Below are 22774 nucleotides of genomic sequence, written 5' to 3' on the forward strand. Positions count from 1 at the left end.
ACCTACGAACACACAACCCGCACAGGGGTTGTGGGCTCAGGGTCACACAGTGGATGCGAACAACTCGTTGTGGCAAGCCCTCGGCCTATTAGTACCGGTCAACTCCACCCCTCACAGGGCTTCCATCTCCGGCCTATCAACCCAGTCATCTCCTGGGAGCCTTACCCACTCAAAGGTGGTGGGAGACCTCATCTTGGAACAGGCTTCCCGCTTAGATGCCTTCAGCGGTTATCCCTCCCGAACATAGCCAACCAGCCGTGCCCCTGGCGGGACAACTGGCACACCAGAGGTTCGTCCGTCCCGGTCCTCTCGTACTAGGGACAGCCTTCCTCAAGTCTCCAACGCGCGCGGCGGATAGGGACCGAACTGTCTCACGACGTTCTAAACCCAGCTCGCGTACCGCTTTAATGGGCGAACAGCCCAACCCTTGGGACCTACTCCAGCCCCAGGATGCGACGAGCCGACATCGAGGTGCCAAACCATGCCGTCGATATGGACTCTTGGGCAAGATCAGCCTGTTATCCCCGGGGTACCTTTTATCCGTTGAGCGACACCCCTTCCACAAGGTGGTGCCGGATCACTAGTCCCGACTTTCGTCCCTGCTCGACCCGTCAGTCTCACAGTCAAGCTCCCTTGTGCACTTACACTCAACACCTGATTGCCAACCAGGCTGAGGGAACCTTTGGGCGCCTCCGTTACTCTTTGGGAGGCAACCGCCCCAGTTAAACTACCCACCAGGCACTGTCCCTGAACCAGATCATGGCCCGAGGTTAAGACACCCAATTCGACCAGAGTGGTATTTCAACAACGACTCCACCACCACTGGCGTGATAGCTTCACAGTCTCCCACCTATCCTACACAAGCCGAACCGAGCACCAATACCAAGCTATAGTAAAGGTCCCGGGGTCTTTCCGTCCTGCCGCGCGTAACGAGCATCTTTACTCGTAGTGCAATTTCGCCGAGTCTGTGGTCGAGACAGCGCCCAAGTCGTTACGCCATTCGTGCAGGTCGGAACTTACCCGACAAGGAATTTCGCTACCTTAGGATGGTTATAGTTACCACCGCCGTTTACTGGCGCTTAAATTCTCCGCTTCGCCCCCCGAAAGGGACTAACAGGTCCTCTTAACGTTCCAGCACCGGGCAGGCGTCAGTCCGTATACATCGTCTTGCGACTTCGCACGGACCTGTGTTTTTAGTAAACAGTCGCTTGGGCCTGGTCTCTGCGACCGGCCATCCCTAGCCCGCACGGGGCATCAAGACAACCGGCCCTCCTTCTCCCGAAGTTACGGAGGTATTTTGCCGAATTCCTTAACCACAGTTCGCTCGATCGCCTCGGTATTCTCTACCTGACCACCTGTGTCGGTTTGGGGTACGGGCCGCAACAACACTCGCTAGAGGCTTTTCTCGACAGCATGGGATCACCCTCTTCGCCTCAATCGGCTACGCATCACCTCTCACCCCTCACGACCCCCCGGATTTACCTAGGAGATCAGGCTACAGGCTTACACCACGACAACCACCGCGTGGCGGAGCTACCCTCCTGCGTCACCCCATCACTTGCCTACTACCAGATCGGATCCCACGCTCCCCCACAAACAACACTCCCGAAGGAGCGAAGGTGGGTTCGGATGGTTAGCATCACCAGCCTCGGCATGGACGCACTATCACGAGCACGGGAATATCAACCCGTTGTCCATCGACTACGCCTGACGGCCTCGCCTTAGGTCCCGGCTCACCCTGGGCGGAACAACCTGGCCCAGGAACCCTTGGTCATCCGGCGGCAGAGATTCTCACTCTGCATTCGCTACTCATGCCTGCATTCTCACTCCCACACCCTCCACCCGTAAATCACTCCCGGGCTTCACCAGACGCAGGACGCTCCCCTACCCAACAACACCACAAAGATGTCATTGCCACGGCTTCGGCGGTGCGCTTGAGCCCCGCTACATTGTCGGCGCAGGACCACTTGACCAGTGAGCTATTACGCACTCTTTCAAGGGTGGCTGCTTCTAAGCCAACCTCCTGGTTGTCCGGGCGATCCCACATCCTTTCCCACTTAGCGCACGCTTAGGGGCCTTAGCCGGTGATCTGGGCTGTTTCCCTCTCGACCACGAAGCTTATCCCCCGCAGTCTCACTGCCGCGCTCTCACTCACCGGCATTCGGAGTTTGGCTGACTTCGGTAAGCTTGTCGGCCCCCTAGGCCATCCAGTGCTCTACCTCCGGTGAGAAACACACGACGCTGCACCTAAATGCATTTCGGGGAGAACCAGCTATCACGAAGTTTGATTGGCCTTTCACCCCTACCCACAGCTCATCCCCCAGGTTTTCAACCCTGGTGGGTTCGGGCCTCCACGACGTCTTACCGACGCTTCACCCTGGCCATGGGTAGATCACTCCGCTTCGGGTCTACACCCCGCGACTCAACCGCCCTATTCGGACTCGCTTTCGCTACGGCTACCCCACACAGGTTAACCTCGCCACGAAGCATAACTCGCAGGCTCATTCTTCAAAAGGCACGCCATCACCCCGCCCCGAAGGACTCAAGGCTCTGACGGCTTGTAAGCACACGGTTTCAGGTACTATTTCACTCCCCTCCCGGGGTACTTTTCACCTTTCCCTCACGGTACTTGTCCGCTATCGGTCACCAGGTAGTATTTAGGCTTGACGGGTGGTCCCGCCAGATTCACAGCGAATTTCACGGGCTCGCTGCTACTCGAGAACAATGCCCACAACAGAACCAAACATTTTCGCGTACGGGGCTATCACCCACTACGGCCGACCATCCCAGAATCGTTCCGCTAACACCGGTTCTCGTTGTCCCATCCTCGGCAGAAGATGAACGACACGCCTCACAACCCCGCACCCGCAACGCCTGCCGGCTTGACACGGACACGGTTTAGCCTCATCCGCTTTCGCTCGCCACTACTCACGGAATCACTATTGTTTTCTCTTCCTGTGGGTACTGAGATGTTTCACTTCCCCACGTTCCCTCCACGCACCCTATGAATTCAGGTACGGGTAACGCCCCATGACGGGCGCTGGGTTTCCCCATTCGGACACCCTCGGATCACAGCTCGGTTGACAGCTCCCCGAGGCCTATCGCGGCCTCCCACGTCCTTCATCGGCTCCTGATGCCCAGGCATCCACCATGTGCTCTTAACAACTTGACCACAACAAGATGCTCGCATCCACTATGCAACACTCAACCCACAACCACACCCAACCAAGAAACAACCACCACCCACCACAAGCAGGCGTTAGGAAGCCCCCGACCAGAGCGGCCAAAGAAAACAACCCGTTCACCAGGTGTCTCCTCAGGACCCAACAGTGTGCCAAGCCAAACCGGTCCAACGAACTGCGTTCCACCCAACGCACCCAACCCACAGACGGAGTTGATGGCGCGATTCAATGAAGGAACCACAGAAACCCACAGAGCAAAACCCTGTGAAGCCATGTGGTGCCCCATCACATGATGGGACTCCTTAGAAAGGAGGTGATCCAGCCGCACCTTCCGGTACGGCTACCTTGTTACGACTTCGTCCCAATCGCCAGTCCCACCTTCGACAGCTCCCTCCACAAGGGTTGGGCCGCCGGCTTCGGGTGTTACCAACTTTCGTGACGTGACGGGCGGTGTGTACAAGGCCCGGGAACGTATTCACCGCAGCGTTGCTGATCTGCGATTACTAGCGACTCCAACTTCACGGGGTCGAGTTGCAGACCCCGATCCGAACTGAGACTCACTTTAAGGGATTCGCTCCACCTCACGGTCTCGCAGCCCTCTGTATGAGCCATTGTAGCATGTGTGAAGCCCTGGACATAAGGGGCATGATGACTTGACGTCATCCCCACCCTCCTCCGAGTTGACCCCGGCAGTCTCCCATGAGTCCCCACCATAACGTGCTGGCAACATGGAACAAGGGTTGCGCTCGTTGCGGGACTTAACCCAACATCTCACGACACGAGCTGACGACAGCCATGCACCACCTGCACACCAACCACAAGGGAAGCCCTATCTCTAGGGATGTCTGGTGCATGTCAAACCCAGGTAAGGTTCTTCGCGTTGCATCGAATTAATCCACATGCTCCGCCGCTTGTGCGGGCCCCCGTCAATTCCTTTGAGTTTTAGCCTTGCGGCCGTACTCCCCAGGCGGGGCGCTTAATGCGTTAGCTGCGGCACAGAAACCGTGGAATGGTCCCCACACCTAGCGCCCAACGTTTACGGCGTGGACTACCAGGGTATCTAATCCTGTTCGCTCCCCACGCTTTCGCTCCTCAGCGTCAGTATCGGCCCAGAGACCCGCCTTCGCCACCGGTGTTCCTCCTGATATCTGCGCATTTCACCGCTACACCAGGAATTCCAGTCTCCCCTGCCGAACTCAAGTGATGCCCGTATCGACCGCACGCTCAGAGTTAAGCCCCAAGTTTTCACGGCCGACGCGACACACCGCCTACGAGCTCTTTACGCCCAATAATTCCGGACAACGCTCGCACCCTACGTTTTACCGCGGCTGCTGGCACGTAGTTGGCCGGTGCTTCTTCTCCAGGTACCGTCAATCACTCTTCGTCCCTGACGAAAGAGGTTTACAACCCGAAGGCCGTCATCCCCCACGCGGCGTCGCTGCGTCAGGCTTCCGCCCATTGCGCAATATTCCCCACTGCTGCCTCCCGTAGGAGTCTGGGCCGTGTCTCAGTCCCAGTGTGGCCGGTCGCCCTCTCAGGCCGGCTACCCGTCACCGCCTTGGTAGGCCATCACCCCACCAACAAGCTGATAGGCCGCGGGCCCATCCCCCACCGAAAAAACTTTCCACCACCAACCATGCAGCCAGTGGTCCTATCCGGTATTAGACCCAGTTTCCCAGGCTTATCCCAGAGTGGAGGGCAGGTCACCCACGTGTTACTCACCCGTTCGCCGCTCGTGTACCCCCGAAAGGGCCTTACCGCTCGACTTGCATGTGTTAAGCACGCCGCCAGCGTTCGTCCTGAGCCAGGATCAAACTCTCCAACAAAACCCTGACAAACAAACACTAGCCACAACACCCGACGGAGGCCGAATGCTGCAACCAAACAAACAATTTGGCACAAAACGCCAAACCGATTCAAATAGCTCGACACACTGTTGAGTTCTCAAAAGACACCCGCACCGCAATCACCCACACCCTCCAACAGAGAGCGGGATCCTGAAGACGGATCGCCTCGACCCACCAAGACAATCACACCGAGAAACTCGGCGAACCACCGGGGGTCAGCTGTCCGCGGGGCCTGTTGACCGAACCACTCAGGGCCCGTTCTGTCCGGCTCACTCGCTGACAGGAAGAAAGTTACGCCATGCGATTCGGGCACGTCAAACCGGGGTCGGAAACACCCGCTGACCTGCGCAAACCCGTCTCCGGGCCGCACAACACCGCGGTCGAGCCCGACCCTGCCGAGCGACGAACGGTCGCCCTGACGAGCTCACCTCGGATACTGGTTGACCAGCACCGATCGCGCAAGTGGAAGCTCGCGGTGGGGGTTCGAACCGGAGCTCCATCCGTCGTTCGTCCCACGCCTGCCTGCTCGCCAACTGTTTTCAAGATTTTTTTCGACCGTCCGTCGTGGCGTCCGGCCGCGACAAACGGTCGGTGGCCTGGAGGTCGTCCCCGGGGGCGACGGGCTCAGGCGGTGATCACGATCGTCGACCGCGGGTGGCCGTTCGTCGTGGTGCCTCGTAGGCCCGGTGCGTCGCCGCGCGAGACTCGACGCGTGCACTCCGACGGAGACGTCCTCCCGCCCGTCCTGCACCGGCTGCGTGCCGGCGCGGAGCTCACGGCCGCGGCTTGGTGCCGTACCCCGGGTGCGACGGGTCGGTTCCGGGCGACCGTCGTCGCCGAGCAGCTCGTGGTGGAGGCGGGCGACAGTGAACCCCTCCGGATCACGGCGTCGCCCGTGGCGCTCCCCCTACGGACCCGGTCGGTGGACCGGGTCGCCGTCCCGATGCTGCTCCCCCACCTACGGGACATCGACGGTCTGTTCGCGGAGCTGCGGCGGGTCCTCGCACCGCACGGGCTCATCTCGGTCCTGGTGCCGGCGCCGCGGTCGTTCGGCTGGCACGGGTCCGCGTTGCGGAAGGCGGTCCGTGGTGCGTGGCGGCACAGGGCGGCCGTCGAGCACCCGGAGTGGCTGGCGGCCGCCGCGGACTTCGCCGTACTCGCCGACGACCGTCTCGACTTCACCCTCGACGGGGACGCAGCGTCGGCCGGCGCCGACGAACTGTGCGCGGCCGGCGTCTACCCGCCCGATCTCCCGGACCGGGCGCGTGCGGACCTCGCGGCGCACCGCACGGCGCTGCGGACGGTCCGGTTGCGGCGGGTGGTGGCCCGGCGCTGAGGATCAGTCCGCGGTGGCGATCTCGGCGACGGCCCCGGCGATCCGCAGATCCTGACCCGGGCCGTCGGCGTCGTCGACCTCCACGACGTCGGCGACGATCGCGGTGATGTTGTCGGGCCCGCCGCCCTCGTTGGCGAGCCTGATGAGCTCATCGACGACCTGCTCCGGCTCGGCGCCGGAAGCGAGCTCGCGGTGCAGGACGTCGTCGTCGAGCACGGCGGTCACACCGTCGGAGCAGAGGAGATAGCGGTCCCCGACGAGGATGTCGACACGGTCGAGGTCCGGTTCCGGCGCGTGGTCGGTGCTCAGCGCGCGCATCAGGACGGAGCGGCGCGGGTGGTGCGCCGCCTCCTCGAGGGTGATCTGCCCCTGGTCGACGAGCTGCTGGACCATCGTGTGGTCGTGGGTGAGCCGGCTCAGCTCGCCGTCCCGCAGCAGGTAGATCCGGGAGTCCCCGATGTGGGCGAGCGCGAGCTGGTCACCGGTGAGGAGCAGCGAGACGACGGTCGTGCCCATCCCCCGCATCTCCGGCTCGTCCGCGGCGCGGCGGGCCAACCGGTCCGTGGCGTCGTTGAGCGCTTCGATCATCTCGGCCGCGAGGTCGATGTCGGTGAGGTCCTGCGGGAGTCGAGACTCCAGCTCGGTGAACACCGACACCGTCGTCGCACTCGCGATCTCGCCGTGGGCGTGACCGCCCATCCCGTCGGCCACGATCAGCAGTCGGCCGGTCGTCGCTCCGGAGTCCTGGTTCGACGTCCGGCGACGGCCCACATCCGACCCGAGCGCGGATCGCAGTCCCAGCACCATGGGGACAGTATGGACGTCACGGTCCGTCAGCGTCGCAGGCGAGGCCCGTTCGGCGTGTGCTTCAACCGGTCGGATGGCGCTATGCCCTGCGCACGGGCCGGATCGGGTGGTTCGTGACGGCGGAGCCGCAGCTGTGATCGCTTGCCCTCCTCGCTACGGTGGGGGCGCACCGGACGAGGTCCGGGGCGGCCGGCCCTCGTAGCTCAGCTGGATAGAGCAAGAGCCTTCTAATCTCTAGGTCGCAGGTTCGAATCCTGCCGGGGGCACTCACCTACACACCGAGTCGGTTGCTCCCGGCACGGGTGTGCTCGTCGTCGGCGTACATCGCCTCCAGACGCGGGCACGTCACTCGGCGGGACCACTCACCGGCCCTGCTGGTCGCGGAGAAGTGCGGCGACCTCGTCCCGCGTGTGCTCGTCGGGTTCGTAGCTGGTTCCCTGCTGGGTGAGGCATCGCCAGCCGTCGCTCCCGTGAACCCAGGTTGCGGTGAACCGGGTGTGCGCGGAGAGGTCCTCGCCGTCGTTGGTCACAGAGTGGGTGAAGTAGTCGCCGTCGAGCTGGGCGATCGGGCCGTTCACCCGGGCCGCGGCTCGATGGACGATGTAGGTCGCTCCTGGTTCGAGGCTCCGGACGAGCGTCAGGTAGCCGTCACGGTCGTAGCGGCGGCCGAAGACGCTGACGTAGAGGAACGCCGGGTGCAGGTACTGCTCGAGCTGGTCGACCAGCCCCGACGAGTTGCACCGGGTCCACTGCTGAAAGCGCAGTCGTAGTGCGGTCGCGATCTCGTCGTCCCACGTCCACGCGGGCGGCGGTCGGTCGGTAGCTGGGGACATCAGGATCTCCGACTCGGGAGGGGGCCGCGGGATCCGCGCGCTGCCGGACCGACCGCAGGGACACACCCATCGTGCGAGCGACCGGTGCCACCGCCCATGCACCTGTCGGAGAAAGGAATCCGTCCGGGTTGTGCGCGGCGACGGAGCGCGGATCCGCGGAGCCACGGAGGTGCGGGCCCGTCCCCCGACACACGACCGTGCCCCGCCGGACGACGACGGGGCACGGTCTCGCGGACGAGCGGCAGGTCAGAGCAGGCGCACGCTCGCGTCCGGCTCGACGGCGCGGAAGGTGAAGCTCTCCTCCAGGTAGAGGTGCACCTCGCGGGCGTCGTGGTCGGAGTAGCCGATCGCCAGGTCCTGGCCGACGTCGAGCAGGAAGTCCCCGCCGCGTTGGCTGACGACGACGGCACCGTCGAGACCGTGTGCACGCAGGATCTGCCCGCCGAGGATCCGGCTCAGGTGCTCGAACAGCGGGTAGCCACCGTGCTCGGCGGTCTCCACGATGCGGGTGTAGCCCTCGGGCGCGATCGCCATCGCGTAGGGGCCCTCGATACCGTTGCGGCGCAGCTGGTCCACCGCACGGGCGACGGCCCCCGGGTAGGTCTCGGGGTCGTCGCCCAGGGCCACCGTGTCGTACGGCGAGACGCCCGCGATGCCCTCGAAGCCGGCCTCGGGCCAGCCGTGGAAGATCGCGCGGTTCTCGATCGCGGCGGCCGCGCGGGCGGCGCGGGCGAGGTCGTCGAACTCCGGGTCCTTCGCGCCGCGCTGCAGGTCGTCGATCTCGTCGCGGGAGACCGTGAACGGGACCCGGAACTCGGCGAACGGCTGCACCCGACGCAGGCGCGCGGTGATGCCGGCACCCGCGACACCGGGCGGCGGCCCGTCGAGCCGCTGCGAGCGGCCGAGGTCGACCGAGGACGTCTGCCAGCCCGCGGTCCCGGTCCAGTCCGCGAGGCGACGCCCGGCCAGCAGCGGCGTCAGGCGCTCGCGGGCCTCGTCGTCGACGGCCTTCCAGGCCGTCGTGGGGATCGGCGCCTTCTCCCGCATGAGGTGGTCGTGCACGGCCATGTCTACTTTCCCTTCAGGCTGCCGATGCCGAGCCCGTCGCGGGTCGGGTCGGACGGGTCGATCTCGGCCTGGATCGCCTCGACGTAGTTCTCGGGGTCCTTGTCGGAGTTGTCGAGACCCGCGGTGGTGGGATGGGCGTCGAGGAACTCCGCGAACTGCTGGCCGAGGGCGTCGCGCAGGCCGGTGGTGGCGTTCAGGCGGAAGTTGGCGAGGCCCTCGTTCTCCTCCTCGCCCATGTGCTCGTCGTTCGCGCGGCGGGCAGCCCAGACACCCTCCCACCACTGCCCGCTGCCGACCGGGCTGCGTTCGGCCTGCGCCACGCCGTCACGGATCTCGTTGTGGTCCCCGATGGCGTCGAGCGTCTCGTCCTTCGGGTCCTCCCCGTGGGCGAGCAGCTGCGGGTAGAAGATCTTCTCCTCGGCCAGGGCGTGCACGTCGAGGCGCGCGGCGAGCGGCTCCCAGAGGCGGGCGAGCTCACGGGGGTCGGCGTCGCGCGCCTGGAGCTCGTCCAGGGCTGCGAACTGTCGGCGGAACCAGGCGTGGTCGTCGAGGATCAAGGTGGTGATGTCCGGCACCCGCGCAGGCTACGACGGTCCGGGGCCGCCGGCTCGCCGGAGATCCATCGGTCGCCGGTGGTGCCGGAGGAGCAGGGCGAGGTCGTCGGCGGCCGACCGTTCGTCCGGGTGCCGGCAGGTCGCGGCGGCCAACGCCCGGTGCAGCCGGGGCGACAGCTCCCCGGGGACCCGCGGAGGCCGGTGCAGCCGGGCGACGGCGGACTCCACCGTGGTCCCCGGGTACTCCCGCTCCCCGCTGAGCGCTTCGAGCAGGACCAGGCCCAGGGCGTACACGTCCGCGGCGGGGCCGACCGTCTCACCGGCGACCTGCTCGGGCGCGAGGTAGGCCGCGGTGCCCAGGACGGTGTCGGTCCGGGTCAGCGCCGAGCAGCCCAGCACGCGGGCGACGCCGAAGTCGGTGAGACGTGCCCGGCCGGTCTCGGCGCAGAGCAGGATGTTGGCGGGCTTGACGTCGCGGTGCACCACCCCACGGGCGTGCAGGTGCGCGAGGCCGGACGCGATGTCGGCACCGATCCCGGCGACCTGCTCGACCGGCAGCGGACCGTGGGCCAGCCGAGCCGCGAGCGTCCCGCCGACGACGAGCTCGGACACCATGAACGGGCGGCCGCGGTCGACGCCCCCGCCCAGCAGCGGCACCAGGCTCCGGTGGTCCAGGTGCGCCATGGTCCGCAGCTCGCGGCACAGCCGGTCGAGGCTGCCGTCCTCGCAGCGGTCGAGGAACAGCTTGACCGCGACCGCCCGGTCCTCGTGCGGGTCCCAGGCCCGGTAGACGGTCGCGGTCGACCCGATGCCGACATGGGTCGCGAGGATGCAGCGGCCGGCGATCACGTCGGTCTCCGGGACCGCAGAGCGCATCACTGCCATGACAGACGGTGCCGCCACCACCCGGGCCCGTGTCCAGACCGGAGCAGGTCCATCACTCTCCCGGGTTGTCCTAAACGCCCCGATGGGGCTGTTCCCGGACCGGATGCCTTGCGGGACAACACCCGGGCGACGGGGTGCCCGCCCCGGGCCGGTGTCGACCGCGGCACGCGGCCGGGCGTCCGTCGACGGCGGGCCGCGCCGTGCGCCGGTGCCGACCGACCGCCGTCGTGCCACCGGCCGACGACGGCGTGCGGGTCGTCGCACATCCCCGACGCGGCCGCGCGGAGGAGCGCCCGGCCTGCGACGCTCGGACCGACCGCGTCCACCGTTCGAGGGAGCCAGCAGCGTCATGGCAGTCGAGACGCCGGCCGGCCCCTCCGCGGCGACGGCCCTGCTCGACGCGGGGACCGCGCCCGGATCGGCGTTGCTCCTGCGCGCGCTGCTGGAGGCCGCGCGGCTGCGCTACGTCGGGCGCCCGACCACGCTGCGCTCCCGCGGGGCCCAGGTGCGGCTGGTGCCGACGGCCGTCGCGTCGTCGGGGCTCGGTGCCCGGGCGCTGACGACCGGGCGGTTCGCCACGGTCACCCTCGCCGCACGCGACGTCGTCCGGCCCGGTCTCACGCTGCGCGGGCTCACCGTGACCGCCGCGGACGTGCGGCTGCGTCCCGGCCTCGCGCCGGAGCTGGTGACCGGCCCGGTGGAGATCGAGGCCGAGCTCGACCCGGCCTGGGTCGCCGGGCGGCTGCGGGAGCACCTCCCGCAGGTCGAGGTGGGTGTCGACGACGACGGCGTCGCCCGGGCCCGGCTGCGTCGCCGTCCCGGGCTCGGGGCCGCCGACCTCGCGGTGTCGGTGGACGGGCATACCCTGTCCTGGAAGGTCACCGGTCTGACCGTCGCCGGGCGGTGGATGGGTCCACCCCGCTCGGCGGACACCCGTCGCTCGGTGCGGGCGATGGTCGACCGCAGCCCGCTGGCGGCGATCCGCTCGGGCCGGGCCGAACTCCCCGGGCTGCCCGGCGCGCTGCGGCTGCACGGGCTGGACCTCGCCCCCGGGCGGATCCTGGTGCGCGGCACGCTCGACGAGTGGCGCCGCAGCGTCCCGGTCGCGCGGATCGACGACGTGCTGCGCGGCGCGCTGTCCCTGCTGGACCTGAGCCGCTGACCCGGGACAGCTGCCCGTGCCCGCCCGTGCCCGAGCCGCCCGCACGTCGATCAGTACTTGAGCGTCGTCGTCCGACCGCGGGACAGCGCTGAGGTACTGATCGACGCGCAGGGTGGCCGGTCAGCTCCGGCGGAGCCGCCGGGTGATGGCGCCCAGGCGCGAGGTCGGGCGGCGCGACGGGAGCAGGCCGGCGACGGCGTCGTCGAGCAGGGACCCGATCGTCTCGGCCGCGCAGGTGCGGTTGGTGCCGATCCCTCCGGACGGGCCCCGCTTGATCCAGCCGACGACGTAGTGGCCGGGACGGCCCTCGACGCGGCCGGCGTCGTGCGGGACGACGCCGCGGTCGTCGTCGAAGGGCAGGCCGGCGACGGAACGGCCGCGGTGCCCCACGGCGCGCACGACCAGACCGGCCGGGATGTCGGTCCCGTCCGCGGTGTGCACCCCCTGGGCCCGGACGGTGCCGTCGATCCGCTCGGGCGCCGAGTGGAACCGGAACACCACCCGTGGGCGCTCGGCCGGCACCGACCAGTCGATCTTCTCCCGGCGGGCGCCGCGCAGCAGCGCGTGCGACGGGGACGCGGCGGGGCCGTCGAGGGACTCGGCGATGCGCGGGTCGTGCTCGTCGACGACGACCTCGACGCCGCTGCGGCCGAGCAGCTCGCGCAGCTCCGGTGCGGTCGCGGCGACGGCCTCGGGGCCACGGCGGGCGAGCAGCACGACCTCGGTGATCGCACCGGTGCGCAGCGCGGCGAGCGCGGCCGGGTCGATCGGCGTGCCCTCCAGATCGGCGGCCGACGCGGTGAGGACCCGGGCGACGTCGATCGCGACGTTGCCGGTGCCGACCACGACGACGCGCTCCACCGAGGTGTCGACGGCGTCGCGCGGCACGTCGGGGTGGCCGTTGTACCAGCCCACGACGGTGTCGGCGGCGATGCTGCCGGGCAATCCCTCCCCCGGCAGGCCCAGGTCGCGCGGCGCGGGCGCACCGACGGCCCAGACCACGGCGTCGTGCCGGGCGGCCAGCTCGTCGGCCGAGACGTCCCGGCCGACCTCGGTGCCCAGCCGCATCCGCACCCGCGGGTGGGAGTGGAACCGGGCGAAGGACTCCCCGATCCCCTTCGTCGACGGGTGGTCGGGCGCGACCCCGAACCGCACCAGCCCGCCCGCGACGTCGAGCCGGTCGTAGAGCGTGACCGTCGACGAGGTGTGCAGCAGCAGGTCCTGTGCGGCGTACATCCCGGCGGGCCCGGTCCCGACGACGGCGACGTCGAGCGGGGCCATGTCCGCGGGCAGCGACCGCGTGAACTTCAGCGGGTACCACTCGTGGAACAGCGGGGAGTCGCCCTCCAGCTTCCCGGCGACCGGCTTGCCCTCGAAGTAGTCCGCGTTGACCTCGGCGTACCCGGCGAGTGATGCGCTCAGCCGCTCCACCGGGAAGATCGCGTCCACCGGGCAGGCGTCGGCGCAGGCCCCGCAGTCGATGCACGCCCGCGGGTCGATGTAGAGCATGTCGGTCGTGGCGAAGTCGGCCTCGTCCGGCGTGGGGTGGATGCAGTTGACCGGGCAGGCGGCGACGCACGACGCGTCGGTGCAGCAGGTCTGGGTGATCGCGAAGGGCACGGCCGGCTCCGGATCAGATCAGGTTGGCGCGACGGTAGAGGGCCAGCGCCGGCTTGGTGAGCAGGCCGCAGGAGGACAGGAACTCCATGAGCCCGGCGCAGGAGGACCGCAGCAGTGCCTTGTGGTGCTCGTTGTTCCGCGCCTCGCGCAGCGCGCGCTTCCGGTCGAGGCCCGCGTTCTCGTACAGGTCCTCGTTCCACATGGCGGTGACGATCTCGTAGGCGGCCAGCGCCACGAACAGGGCCTGGACCTGGCGGCGCAGCGGGCCCGCCCCGCGGAGACGGTCACGCGTCTCCTCGCGGGCGAACTTCATGTGCCGCGACTCCTCGACCACGTGGATGTTGTTGATCGTCCGGACGAACGGGACGACGCGCTCGTCGCGCATCCAGTCCCGCTGCATCACGTCGAGGACCTCCTCCGCGACGAGGATGGAGGCGTAGGCGGCCTCACCGGAGTAGACGGCCGCGCAGAGCCGGCCCATCGCGACGACGCGCTTCTTCGGGATGTAGGCCGGGGCGCCGAGCTTGGCCGAACCGCGGGCGAACATGATCGAGTGGCGGCACTCGTCGGCGATCTCGGTCAGCGCCCACTGGAACGCCGGGTCGGTCGGGTCCTTGGCGTAGAAGTCCCGCAGGATCAGCTGCTGCAGGATCATCTCGAACCAGATGCCGGTCGAGGCGACCGACGCCGACTCCTGGCGGGTCAGCTCCTTGCGCTGCTCCTCGGTCAGCTCCGCCCAGTAGGCGGTGCCGTAGAGACTGCTCCACTCCGGGCTCATGCCGTGGTAGTCGCGGTCCAGCGGCGTGTCCCAGTCGACCTGGGTGGCCGGGTCGAACGAGAGCTCCTCGGAGGACCGCAGGAGGCGCTCGGCGGTGTCGTGCCGGTCCTCCGCGTGCCGGTCGTTCCCGGCCTCGAGCCCGTGCTCCGGAACGGTGGCGGTCATGTCGACTCCTCGCAGACAACGACGTCAATGCTGTAACCACCGGTAACGTTACCACCGGTTACACGTGACGCAAGCCCCCCGAGCGCACGGCGGCCCGATCACCGGCCGGCGACACCGGTGCGGGTGACGCACCGCCCACCCGGGAGGGTTATCGTTGCGATGCGCAACTAACTGGGAGGTCGCGACGTGACACCGGAACGGGACGGACCTGCGGTCGTCGGCACCGTGCGGGGGCGGTCCGGCACCCCCGTGCCGGGCGCGACCGTCACCGTCACCGACCTCGACGGCCGCCAGCACGGGCGGACCGCCAGCGGCGACGACGGCACCTACGCCGTGCCCCTGGGCACCGGCGGGACGTACCTGGTGGTGACCCGCACCGACGGCGCCGGGCCCGACGCCGGGCTGGTCGCCGTCGGCGCGTCCCCCGCCCGGCACGACGTGACCGTCGCCGGCGGCGGCACGGTGCGGGGCACCCTGACCGACGCGACGGGCCACCCGGTCGGTGCCGCCGCCGTCACACTGATCGACACCGCGGGCGAGGTCGTCGCGCACACGCCGACCGACCCGGCCGGCCGGTTCCTGGTCGAGACCCCCGGCACCGGCCCGCACACCCTCACCGCGACCGCACCCGGGCACGGGCCGCTGGCCCGCACCGTCGACGCCGACCCGGCCGCGCCGCCGGTGGAGCTGCGTTTCCCCGCCCTGGCCGGGATCGCCGGTGTCGCCCGCAGCGGCGACGGCCGCCCGGTGCCCGGGGCTCGGATCGTGATCGGCGACAGCGACGGCCGCACCGTCGCCGAGACCACCACCGGCCGGGACGGCAGCTACGAGCTGCACGGACTCCCGCCCGGACGGCACGAGCTGACCGCGAGCGGCTGGGCGCCGGTCGTCGTCGCGGTACAGGTGGCACGGGGGGCGACCACGCCGGTCGAGGTGCGCTTCGGCGCCCCGGACCCGACCGACGACGACCGGATCGGCGGCCCGACGAGGACGGAGCACGGACATGGCTGAGCTCTACGGACGGCTGAGCACCCCCGACGGCTGGCCGGTGACCGGCGCGACGGTCACCGTCATGGACGCCACCGGCGTGCAGCGGGGCCGGGCGGCCAGCCGGGCCGACGGCGGGTTCGCGGTGGCGGAGCTGGCGCCGGGACCGCACACGGTCGTCGTCGCCGCGGCGGGGTACGAGCCCTCCGCGCGGGCGGTCTCCCTCGCCGGGGACGGCGTCGACCTGGGCCGCGTCGAGCTCGCCAGGGCCGGCGGCGCGGTGCTGCCCACCCCGGGGCTGTGGCGGATCGACCCGCAGCACTCCAGCATCCGGGCCACCGCGCTGCACCTGGGCATGAGCCGCATCCACGGCAGGCTGCGCCGGTTCTCCGGCGACCTGCGGGTGGCCGACCCGTTCGAGGCCAGCTCGGTCAGTGTGTCGATCGACGCGGGATCGGTGGACTCCGACGACCCCGACCGCGACTCCCACCTGCGGACCGCGGACTTCCTCGACGTCGAGACCCACCCGGCCATCGGCTACGAGGGCGACGGCCTGACCCGGGTCGACGCCACCCGCTGGACGGTGCACGGGATGCTCTCGCTCAAGGGCGTCAAGGCACCGGTCGACCTGCACATGACCTACGGCGGCACCGGCCCCGACCTGTGGGGCGGCACCCGGGCGGCGTTCACCGCCACCACCGAGATCTCCCGCGACGAGTTCGCGATCGACTGGAACCAGTCGGTGCTGGCCGGCGTGCTCGCCGTCGGGCGGACGCTGCGGATCGACCTCGACGTGCAGGCCGCCCTGCAGGAGGCCCCGCACGCGTGATCGCCCCGCCCGGGAGATCCCGGACGGGGCGATCCCGGCCCGCCTGCCCCGTGCGAGCCGGTTGCACCCCGGGCGGCCCTGTGCACGACCGCCCGGGGCGGACCGGTCAGCTCAGGCCGGCGAGCGCCCCGAACACGGGCGCGGTCAGGTCGACCGGGGTCAGCAGGTCCTTCGGCAGCGGCGCCGCCGGGACGTCCTTGAGCAGGTACACAGGGGTGTTCCCACCCGGCCGGTCACCGGCGGACGGGTTCAGCTCGGCCGAGTCGCTCGGGGTCGCCTCGCCGTCGTAGTGCCAGACGGTGCCGTCGTAGTGGGCGTCTCCGTGGCCGTGGCCCTGGTGGCCCTCGTCGGCGTGCGCGAGCCCGCCGGCCAGGGTGGCCAGCGCCCCGGCGCCGGCGACGGCGGCCAGTGCGCGGGCGGTGGTGCGTGCGGTCATGGTGTGAACCTCTCTGGTGGGGGGAGCGTCCGGCCTGCTCAGCAGAGCGAGTCGACCGGCTTGGGGTTGGTCAGGCCGAACAGCGGCCGAAGCCGCAGCCCGACCCAGGTGCCGCCGAGTGCGACGACGGCCCAGATCCAGCCGTGCAGGCTGAACGAGGCGATGCCGGAGAAGTAGGCACCGATGTTGCAGCCGCCCGCGAGGCGCGCGCCGTAGCCCATCGCGATGCCGCCGAGGACGGCGCCGAGACCGAGCTTCCAGGGGATGCGCTTGTGCAGCACGAACGCGCCGCCCACCGCGGAGGCCACCAGCGCGCCGATCATGATGCCGACGTCGAGGTTGGAGATGCGGTCGGCGAGCACCGGCGCGGCCAGCGACCGGGCGTTCGCCGGGACCTGCCAGTAGGCCAGCCCCGCCATGTCGAACCCGACCGCCTGCAGGACCTTCGAGCCCCACAGCGCGAACGCCGAGGTCACACCCCACGGGGCGGCGGAGACGAACAGGACGGCCGCGTTGAGCACCGCGAGCACGAGCGCGCCGACCCACATCGGCCACGAGCCGCGCAGCACGCGTGCCGCACCGCGGGCCGACGGCGGCCGCTCGACCGGGGGCGGGGTGCGGCGCCGGGCGACGACCCAGGTCACCACGGTGATCCCCGCCGTGACCAGCAGCGTCACCGCGACCGCACCCGGGTAGCCGAGCAGCTGGGCCAGGTTGATGCTCGGACCCTGCGGGACGGTCTGCGTCCAGAAGGTGTGGGTGAACACCGCGAACATCGACCCGACGATGAACCCGAACAGCGTCAGCACGATCGCGGACTGCCCGCTGCCGACGGCGAACAGCGTCCCCGACGCGCACGACCCGCCGACCTGCATGCCGACGCCGAACAGGAAGGCGCCGACGACGAGCCCGATGCCGATCGGGTTGGTGAAGCCCCGCGGGTCCCCGGCGAGCGCGAACCCGGACGAGAGGATCACCGCGAACAGCACCGACGCCGTCGCCAGCATGAGCATGTGCGCGCGGATCGCGGCGCCCTGCCCGACGGCGACGAACTGCCGCCAGCCGGAGGTGAAGCCGAACCGGGAGTGGAACAGCGTGAAGCCCAGGGCCAGGCCGAGCGCGGCGGTGCCCACCATCGTCGCCGGGGCGACGGCGCCCACCCCGACGAGGAACAGCACCGCCAGGACCAGGCCGACCGCGACCACCGGCCACTGCGGCGGGGCGGCCTCGCGGTCCTGCGGGCCGTAGGCGGTGCGCCCGGCGGCGGGCAGCTCGCGCAGGGCACGGACCAGGGAGCCCGGCGACCGGCCGGGCGGATCCTTCGTGATCGACACGGGACTCTCCTCGTGGGTGGCGGTCAGGGGGTCGGGCCGGCGGGGGTGCCGGGACCGGTGTCGAGTGCGGAGCCGATCCGGACGACCGCGCCGCCCGGGAACCACGCCGCCTCGTTGGGCGACCCGTGGTGGCCGCCGTCGGTGTCGGCGGTCATGGGCACATCGACCGGTGCGGCGGCGTACAGCGACGGCACCGGGTCGGCGTAGGTCTCGCCGGACGTGGCGGCCCAGGCTCGCAGCCCGGACAGCGACGGCGCCGAGCCCGGGGCGACGGCGGCCAGCAGCCGCACGTAGCGCTGCGGGGCCGGCTCCTGCGGACCGAAATCCAGCGGGAGCAGGGTGCCCGGGCTCTGGCCGAGCACGCCGCCGGTCAGCAGCCAGGGTGCCAGGTAGGTCCCGCCGAGCGCGGTGGGCGTGGTGAGCGCCGCGCGGGCGGTGTCGCGCACCGTGGTGGCGGCGAGCTGCCAGCCCGAGACGACCAGCAGCGCGTCCTGGGGGCCCGCGGCCGGGCGGACGGGCAGCCCGGCGGCCGCGGCCTCGGCCCGCACGACGTCGGCGGCGGCCCGCGAGCGCGGCGACGCGTCGCCGGCGATCGCGAGGCCCGGCGCGCCCTGGCCGCCGAGCGCACGCACGGTGCCACGCAGGGCACCGGCGTCGGCCGGGTCGAGCACCTCGGACGGGCAGTTCCCGACGGTGGCGTCGCCACCGGCGACGATCCGGCCGACCGTGGCCGACAGGCACTCCGGGGCGTCGGGCCCGGTCGCGCCGGCCGGGGCGGTGCGCTCGGTGCCGACGTCGACCGGCACCGAGCGGGTCAGGCCACCCGCGGTGAGGGTGATCGACGAGGTCCCCGCGGGCAGGTCGACGAGGGCCCAGCCGCCGCGGACCTCCGTGCGGGCGGTGAACGGGACGACCCGGTCCCCCACCCGTACCGCGTACCCGGCGGGGGCGCCCGGGTCACCACCGTGCCCGGCGGGCATCCGTGCGTCCGGGCCGGTCACCTCGACCCCGCCGCCGGTGAGCTGCACCAGGTTGGGTCCGGGGCGCATCGGGGACACCGCCAGGGTCAGCGGGCCCGCACCGAGGTCGACCGAGCGCAGCAGCGCCTGGCCGGGGGTGGCCCCCGGGGCCGGGGCGGGCAGTGCGGCCGGCAGCGTCGCCGCACCGACCGCGGCGAGGGCGGCCAGCACGACCGGGGTGCGGAGACGGTCGCGCAGCTCGGCGGCACGCACCGCGTCGGAGCGGGTCCCGGCCGTCGCACGGCGGGTCACCCACGCCTGCACGGCGAGCAGGGCCGCGACCGCGGCCGGGGCCAGCACGGTGACCAGCACCGCCCGGCCGTAGCCGGTGCCGTGCAGGTCGGTGAGCGAGAACGGTCCGGCGAGGGCGACCCGGACCGCGGCGAGCACCACCCCGACCGTCCCCGCCGCGATGCCGACGATCCGCACCCGGGCGGCCCGCGGCGCCGGGTCGGTAGCGGTGGCCAGGTGCAGCGCGGCACCGGCGGCCAGGGCACCCGCGACCGCGTACCCGGCGTCGAGGACGAACCACGGCGCCGACGGGGTCCCGGCCAGCTGGATCGCCAGCAGGCCGGTCACCACCACCGCGGGGACGACGGCGAGCACCGGCCGCGGGCCGGCGAGCAGCGCGGGCACCGCCACCGTCGCCAGCAGGAGCAGCAGGGTCCAGCCGGAGATCCCGGCGCCGGACCGGGTCACCGCGGCAACCGCGGCGGAGACGGCGACGAGCGCCGCGACTCCCGCGACGACCCGCTCGGCGCGTCCTGGCGTATCGGCGAGGACACGCACCAGGCCGGATCCGGCCACCACGGCGAGCGCGGTGAGCAGGACCAGGCGCAGGGCCGTGTCCGCGAACGGCACGCCGTCGGAGGGTCCTGCGGCGAGGACCGCCGGGGCGGCCCCCGCCACTGCACGGAGCAGGGCGGGGGCGTCCCCGGCCGGGCCGGCGGGCAGGAGCCCGCCGGCCGGCACGAGTGTCGCGAACGACGTCGAGAACGACACGGACGTCATCAGTCCTTGATGTCCTCGTCCGCGGCGACGAACAGCATCGAGTGCGGCTTGGCATTGCCGAACGCACCGTGCGGCCAGTTCTCGCGGTTGAAGTTGACGCAGGTCTCACCGGTGTCCTCGTCCTTGAACGACTCGTCCAGGGACAGCGAGCCGTCCGGGGCGATGTCGGTCATGCAAAGGCGGTGGTCGCCGTCCAGCCCGGTGCGGGCCACGAAGTAGTTCGCGGTCGCGAGGCGCTTGGGCTGGTCGGTGTGGTGGTAGTAGCCGTCGTCACCGAGCTCCAGGTTGTCCAGCGCGCCCCAGTGCGGGCCGGCGCCGGTCTGGTCGGAGTTGATGCCGACGGTGCCCTTGATGGTCGGGCAGTCGGCCTCGGCGCCACCGGCTGTGGTCTCGGAGATCGTGTCGATCGAGCAGCTCGGGTTCGGTCCCGAGGCCAGCAGCTTCTCGATGTCGAGCGCGATGACGCCGCCCGCGGTGCCCTTGTCGTCCGGGCCCAGCGTGCCGGCCTTGCGGCCGATCGTGGCGTGGTAGAGCGTCTTGTCGTCGGCGCTGGTCTGGATCCAGCCACCGTTCGCGCTCGGGCCACCGTTCTCGCCCCCGACGCCCAGGTGCGGCGCGGCGGTCCCCAGGTCGAAGACCTCCTTCCACTCCGGGTTGTCGGCGGTGATGTCGGGCGTGTAGAAGATCGCGCCGCCCTGCATCGTCTGGGCGAAGGCGCCCTTGTGCTCCGGCCGGTTGGTGACCGTGGTCTCCATGACGGCGCGGTTCTCGTTGCGCAGCGGGTCGACGCCGTTGCTCCGCGGGCCGGTCGGCAGGTACTGCACCGACTTGACCTTCGGCTTGTTCAGGTCGGAGATGTCCCAGGTGCGCACCGTGGGCCGCCGCAGGTACGGCGACGGGTTCTTCACCGGGTCGAGGATGATCGTCCGCGGCTCGGCGTAGTCACTGGTGATCATGGTGTTCAGGTCCTCGCGGACCTGGATCCCGTGCGGGTTCGCGCAGGTGGGGTTGCCCAGGGCCGGCATGTTGAGGCACTGGGTCGGGTCCTCGGGCGTCTCCGTCGCGGCCGGGGCCTCGACGAGGTTGCGGCCCTCCTGGTCGAACCTGATGACCGAGCCCGGGGCGCCCGCGAAGCCGTTGCCGGTGCGGACCTCGCCGTTGGTGTAGCGGCACGGACCCGGGGCGACGGGGCCGCCCATGTAGGTGCCGTACGCGGTGCCGTCCTTGAGGACCCAGTAGGCGTCCGGGACCGACCCGCACAGCGTCTGCGACGGCAGCGAGATGCCCGAGAGCTTGACCTCCGGCAGCGCGGCGACGTCGAAGACGTAGGTCGCCGCGGTGAACAGGCCGCCCGCGTAGATCTTGTCGCCCTTGCGCCACGAGTACTGCATGTGGTGCGGCTCGTTCTCCACGAGCGGGCCGACGGTCGCGGTGTTGACGACCTTGCCGTAGTCCGGGGTGCCCTTGGTGACGTCGACGACGGCCAGGAAGTCCGGACCCGGCAGGGCGTCGCGGACCTTGTCGACCGGGTCGAGCAGCGACCCGGGCAGGTTGCGCACGTCCGCCACCGCGGTGTCGGCGATGTTCTCGTCGCCGGCCCAGACCAGGGCGTACTCCTTCTTGGGCCCGTCGGTGGACTGCTGACGGGCCTCCGGCGTGAGGTTGTTCTCGACCCAGTAGTTCTTGCCGTCGGCGCCGGTGACCTCGGACTTGACCTTGTCGATCGTTCCCTGGGCCGACGCGGGGATCGCGACGACCCCGGCGACGACGGCGGCGCTCGCGAGGGCGATCAGCCCCCGCCGCGCCCAGCGGGACTGCGGGAGCAGGCTCATTCGCCGGCCCCGCCGCTCAGGAACGTCGGGGTGATCTGCTTCGGCGCCTTCGACACGACGTCGACCAGCCCGGCGACGGGGACGCCCGCGGGGGCGAAGTCGCGCAGTTGCTGGATCGGCTGGTCGGAGTCGAACGCCTCGTAGGACGACTCGACCGGGGGCGCCGTCGGCGCCGGGTCGGGCTGGTCGTCGTCGGGGGCGCTGAGGATCGGACCGAGGTCGGGGACCAGGTCCGGGGTGGCCGCCTGGGCCGCGCCGGAGAGGCCGATCAGGGCGGTGCCGGCGAGTGCGGCGCCACCGGCGATCAGCCGGATCCGGGAGGCGGACCGTGCGCGGTGCTGAGGCACGACGTGTCTCCTTCTTTCGTGACGGGGAGCGGTTCGGGGCCGATGTGGACGTCCGTCGAGCGGCGGACCGCGGCACCGTCCGGTGTGGACGGTGTCGCGGGGCGCGGGCAGGCGCGGACGTGCGGTGGGCGTCGGACTCCGACCTCCCGGGCCGCCGGGAGGCGGGGCGGGAGGGTCCGCGCGGGGGCGCGGTGGTCGACCGGGAAATCGGGGTACTGGGGCGGTCCCGTGGCTACCGCGGCCGCGGTCCCCGTGGCGGGGACGGCGAGCGGCGGAGCGCGGGCGCGCCCCGGGAGCCGGGCGCGGTCAGGCGCCGGAACAGAGCGCGCTCGCCTGGCGGCGCAGGTCGACGTGACGCCGAACCGCGAACCGGGAGACGAGGTGCATGCGGACCAGTAAACAGACCCGTTCGGAGTAACCACACATCGGACCGGTCCACATCGTGAGATCGGGCCCGCAGCGCCCCCGAAACGGGCGCGGAGGGTGACCTGGACTACTCCGGACGGACCGGGACGACCCACTCCAGAGCATCGGAACGCGGCAGAACAGATCACCCGATCGTGTCAACGACGTCGGGAACCGGATCGCTCCACGCTGCTGACCTGCGACGACGTCGCCGCTGATGATCTTTCCGGGAAGAAGTCCGGACACCTGGTCGTCCGGTGGGGACCGTGGCGAGCCGGATCCGGCGTCCTGCCGCGGTCCGGGCGGTGGTCGCGACGGGTGAGGGGTCCGGTGCCGG

The 22774-nt window shown here is 70.4% G+C and carries 16 protein-coding genes, 1 tRNA gene and 2 rRNA genes; 5 read left to right on the forward strand and 14 right to left on the reverse strand.

Annotated elements, in window-relative coordinates; all coding sequences use genetic code 11:
• Positions 1 to 68: 68 nt before the first annotated feature.
• Both KPL59_RS03240 and KPL59_RS03245 read right to left on the reverse strand, forming a co-directional pair.
• Positions 69 to 3172: ribosomal RNA gene (locus KPL59_RS03240) — 23S ribosomal RNA — on the reverse strand.
• 316 nt (positions 3173 to 3488) lie between these two features.
• Positions 3489 to 5008: ribosomal RNA gene (locus tag KPL59_RS03245) — 16S ribosomal RNA — on the reverse strand.
• The 16S and 23S rRNA genes sit together here, the layout of an rRNA operon.
• A 733-nt stretch (positions 5009 to 5741) precedes the next feature.
• Between KPL59_RS03245 and KPL59_RS36680 the strand changes: the two genes are divergently transcribed.
• Positions 5742 to 6365, forward strand: a complete 624-nt coding sequence (locus tag KPL59_RS36680; RefSeq protein ID WP_226351639.1) for a methyltransferase domain-containing protein — start codon at positions 5742 to 5744, stop codon at positions 6363 to 6365.
• 3 nt (positions 6366 to 6368) lie between these two features.
• Here KPL59_RS36680 and KPL59_RS03255 read toward each other — a convergent pair whose 3' ends face one another.
• On the reverse strand, positions 6369 to 7172 hold the full coding sequence (locus KPL59_RS03255; RefSeq protein WP_020624704.1) for a PP2C family serine/threonine-protein phosphatase: 804 nt from the start codon (positions 7170 to 7172) through the stop codon (positions 6369 to 6371).
• Between the two features lie 192 nt (positions 7173 to 7364).
• Here KPL59_RS03255 and KPL59_RS03260 point away from each other — a divergent pair.
• Positions 7365 to 7438: transfer RNA gene (locus KPL59_RS03260), tRNA-Arg, on the forward strand.
• A gap of 96 nt (positions 7439 to 7534) precedes the next feature.
• Here the strand turns inward: KPL59_RS03260 and KPL59_RS03265 are convergent.
• The 4 genes from KPL59_RS03265 to KPL59_RS03280 form a co-directional block, all read right to left on the reverse strand.
• Complete coding sequence (locus tag KPL59_RS03265) at positions 7535 to 8005, reverse strand: nuclear transport factor 2 family protein (protein WP_226351638.1); 471 nt, start codon at positions 8003 to 8005, stop codon at positions 7535 to 7537.
• Between the two features lie 246 nt (positions 8006 to 8251).
• Complete coding sequence (locus tag KPL59_RS03270; protein WP_226359892.1) at positions 8252 to 9073, reverse strand: family 1 encapsulin nanocompartment shell protein; 822 nt, start codon at positions 9071 to 9073, stop codon at positions 8252 to 8254.
• 2 nt (positions 9074 to 9075) lie between these two features.
• Positions 9076 to 9648: a hemerythrin domain-containing protein gene (locus KPL59_RS03275; RefSeq protein ID WP_226351636.1), complete on the reverse strand. Its 573-nt coding sequence runs from the start codon at positions 9646 to 9648 to the stop codon at positions 9076 to 9078.
• A gap of 9 nt (positions 9649 to 9657) precedes the next feature.
• Complete coding sequence (locus tag KPL59_RS03280) at positions 9658 to 10503, reverse strand: serine/threonine-protein kinase (RefSeq protein WP_226359893.1); 846 nt, start codon at positions 10501 to 10503, stop codon at positions 9658 to 9660.
• Between the two features lie 358 nt (positions 10504 to 10861).
• On the opposite strand from KPL59_RS03280, the gene KPL59_RS03285 reads away from it, so the two are divergent.
• Positions 10862 to 11674: an LmeA family phospholipid-binding protein gene (locus KPL59_RS03285; protein ID WP_075307712.1), complete on the forward strand. Its 813-nt coding sequence runs from the start codon at positions 10862 to 10864 to the stop codon at positions 11672 to 11674.
• Positions 11675 to 11794: 120 nt separating this feature from the next.
• Here the strand turns inward: KPL59_RS03285 and KPL59_RS03290 are convergent, their stop codons facing one another.
• Positions 11795 to 13294: an FAD-dependent oxidoreductase gene (locus tag KPL59_RS03290; protein ID WP_226359894.1), complete on the reverse strand. Its 1500-nt coding sequence runs from the start codon at positions 13292 to 13294 to the stop codon at positions 11795 to 11797.
• A gap of 13 nt (positions 13295 to 13307) precedes the next feature.
• A complete protein-coding gene (locus tag KPL59_RS03295) occupies positions 13308 to 14237 on the reverse strand; it encodes a diiron oxygenase (RefSeq protein WP_020627538.1) in 930 nt (309 codons plus the stop codon).
• 186 nt (positions 14238 to 14423) lie between these two features.
• Between KPL59_RS03295 and KPL59_RS03300 the strand changes: the two genes are divergently transcribed.
• Together KPL59_RS03300 and KPL59_RS03305 are read left to right on the forward strand one after the other, a co-directional pair.
• Complete coding sequence (locus KPL59_RS03300; RefSeq protein WP_075307718.1) at positions 14424 to 15248, forward strand: collagen binding domain-containing protein; 825 nt, start codon at positions 14424 to 14426, stop codon at positions 15246 to 15248.
• Positions 15241 to 16053 carry a YceI family protein gene (locus KPL59_RS03305; protein ID WP_226359895.1) on the forward strand — a complete coding sequence of 271 codons (813 nt, stop codon included), beginning with the start codon at positions 15241 to 15243 and terminating at the stop codon, positions 16051 to 16053. The genes KPL59_RS03300 and KPL59_RS03305 overlap by 8 nt, the downstream gene beginning before the upstream one ends.
• Positions 16054 to 16159: 106 nt before the next feature.
• Here the strand turns inward: KPL59_RS03305 and KPL59_RS03310 are convergent, their stop codons facing one another.
• From KPL59_RS03310 to KPL59_RS03330, 5 genes are read right to left on the reverse strand one after another with little or no spacing between them, the layout of a single operon-like run.
• The gene (locus KPL59_RS03310) at positions 16160 to 16489 is read right to left on the reverse strand and encodes a hypothetical protein (protein ID WP_226351631.1); all 330 of its coding nucleotides are present in this window, start codon (positions 16487 to 16489) and stop codon (positions 16160 to 16162) included.
• 38 nt (positions 16490 to 16527) lie between these two features.
• Entirely contained in the window at positions 16528 to 17823 is a 1296-nt protein-coding gene (locus KPL59_RS03315; protein ID WP_226359896.1) for a YeeE/YedE family protein, read from the reverse strand.
• 23 nt (positions 17824 to 17846) lie between these two features.
• Positions 17847 to 19853 carry a hypothetical protein gene (locus KPL59_RS03320; RefSeq protein WP_226351629.1) on the reverse strand — a complete coding sequence of 669 codons (2007 nt, stop codon included), beginning with the start codon at positions 19851 to 19853 and terminating at the stop codon, positions 17847 to 17849.
• Positions 19853 to 21685 carry a selenium-binding family protein gene (locus tag KPL59_RS03325; RefSeq protein WP_226359897.1) on the reverse strand — a complete coding sequence of 611 codons (1833 nt, stop codon included), beginning with the start codon at positions 21683 to 21685 and terminating at the stop codon, positions 19853 to 19855. The genes KPL59_RS03320 and KPL59_RS03325 overlap by 1 nt, the downstream gene beginning before the upstream one ends.
• Positions 21682 to 22032 carry a hypothetical protein gene (locus KPL59_RS03330; RefSeq protein ID WP_226359898.1) on the reverse strand — a complete coding sequence of 117 codons (351 nt, stop codon included), beginning with the start codon at positions 22030 to 22032 and terminating at the stop codon, positions 21682 to 21684. Before KPL59_RS03330 ends, KPL59_RS03325 begins: the two co-directional genes overlap by 4 nt.
• Positions 22033 to 22774 lie beyond the last annotated feature (742 nt).

It is taken from the genome of Pseudonocardia sp. ICBG1142 (assembly GCF_020496255.1).
Classification (GTDB): Bacteria; Actinomycetota; Actinomycetes; order Mycobacteriales; family Pseudonocardiaceae; genus Pseudonocardia.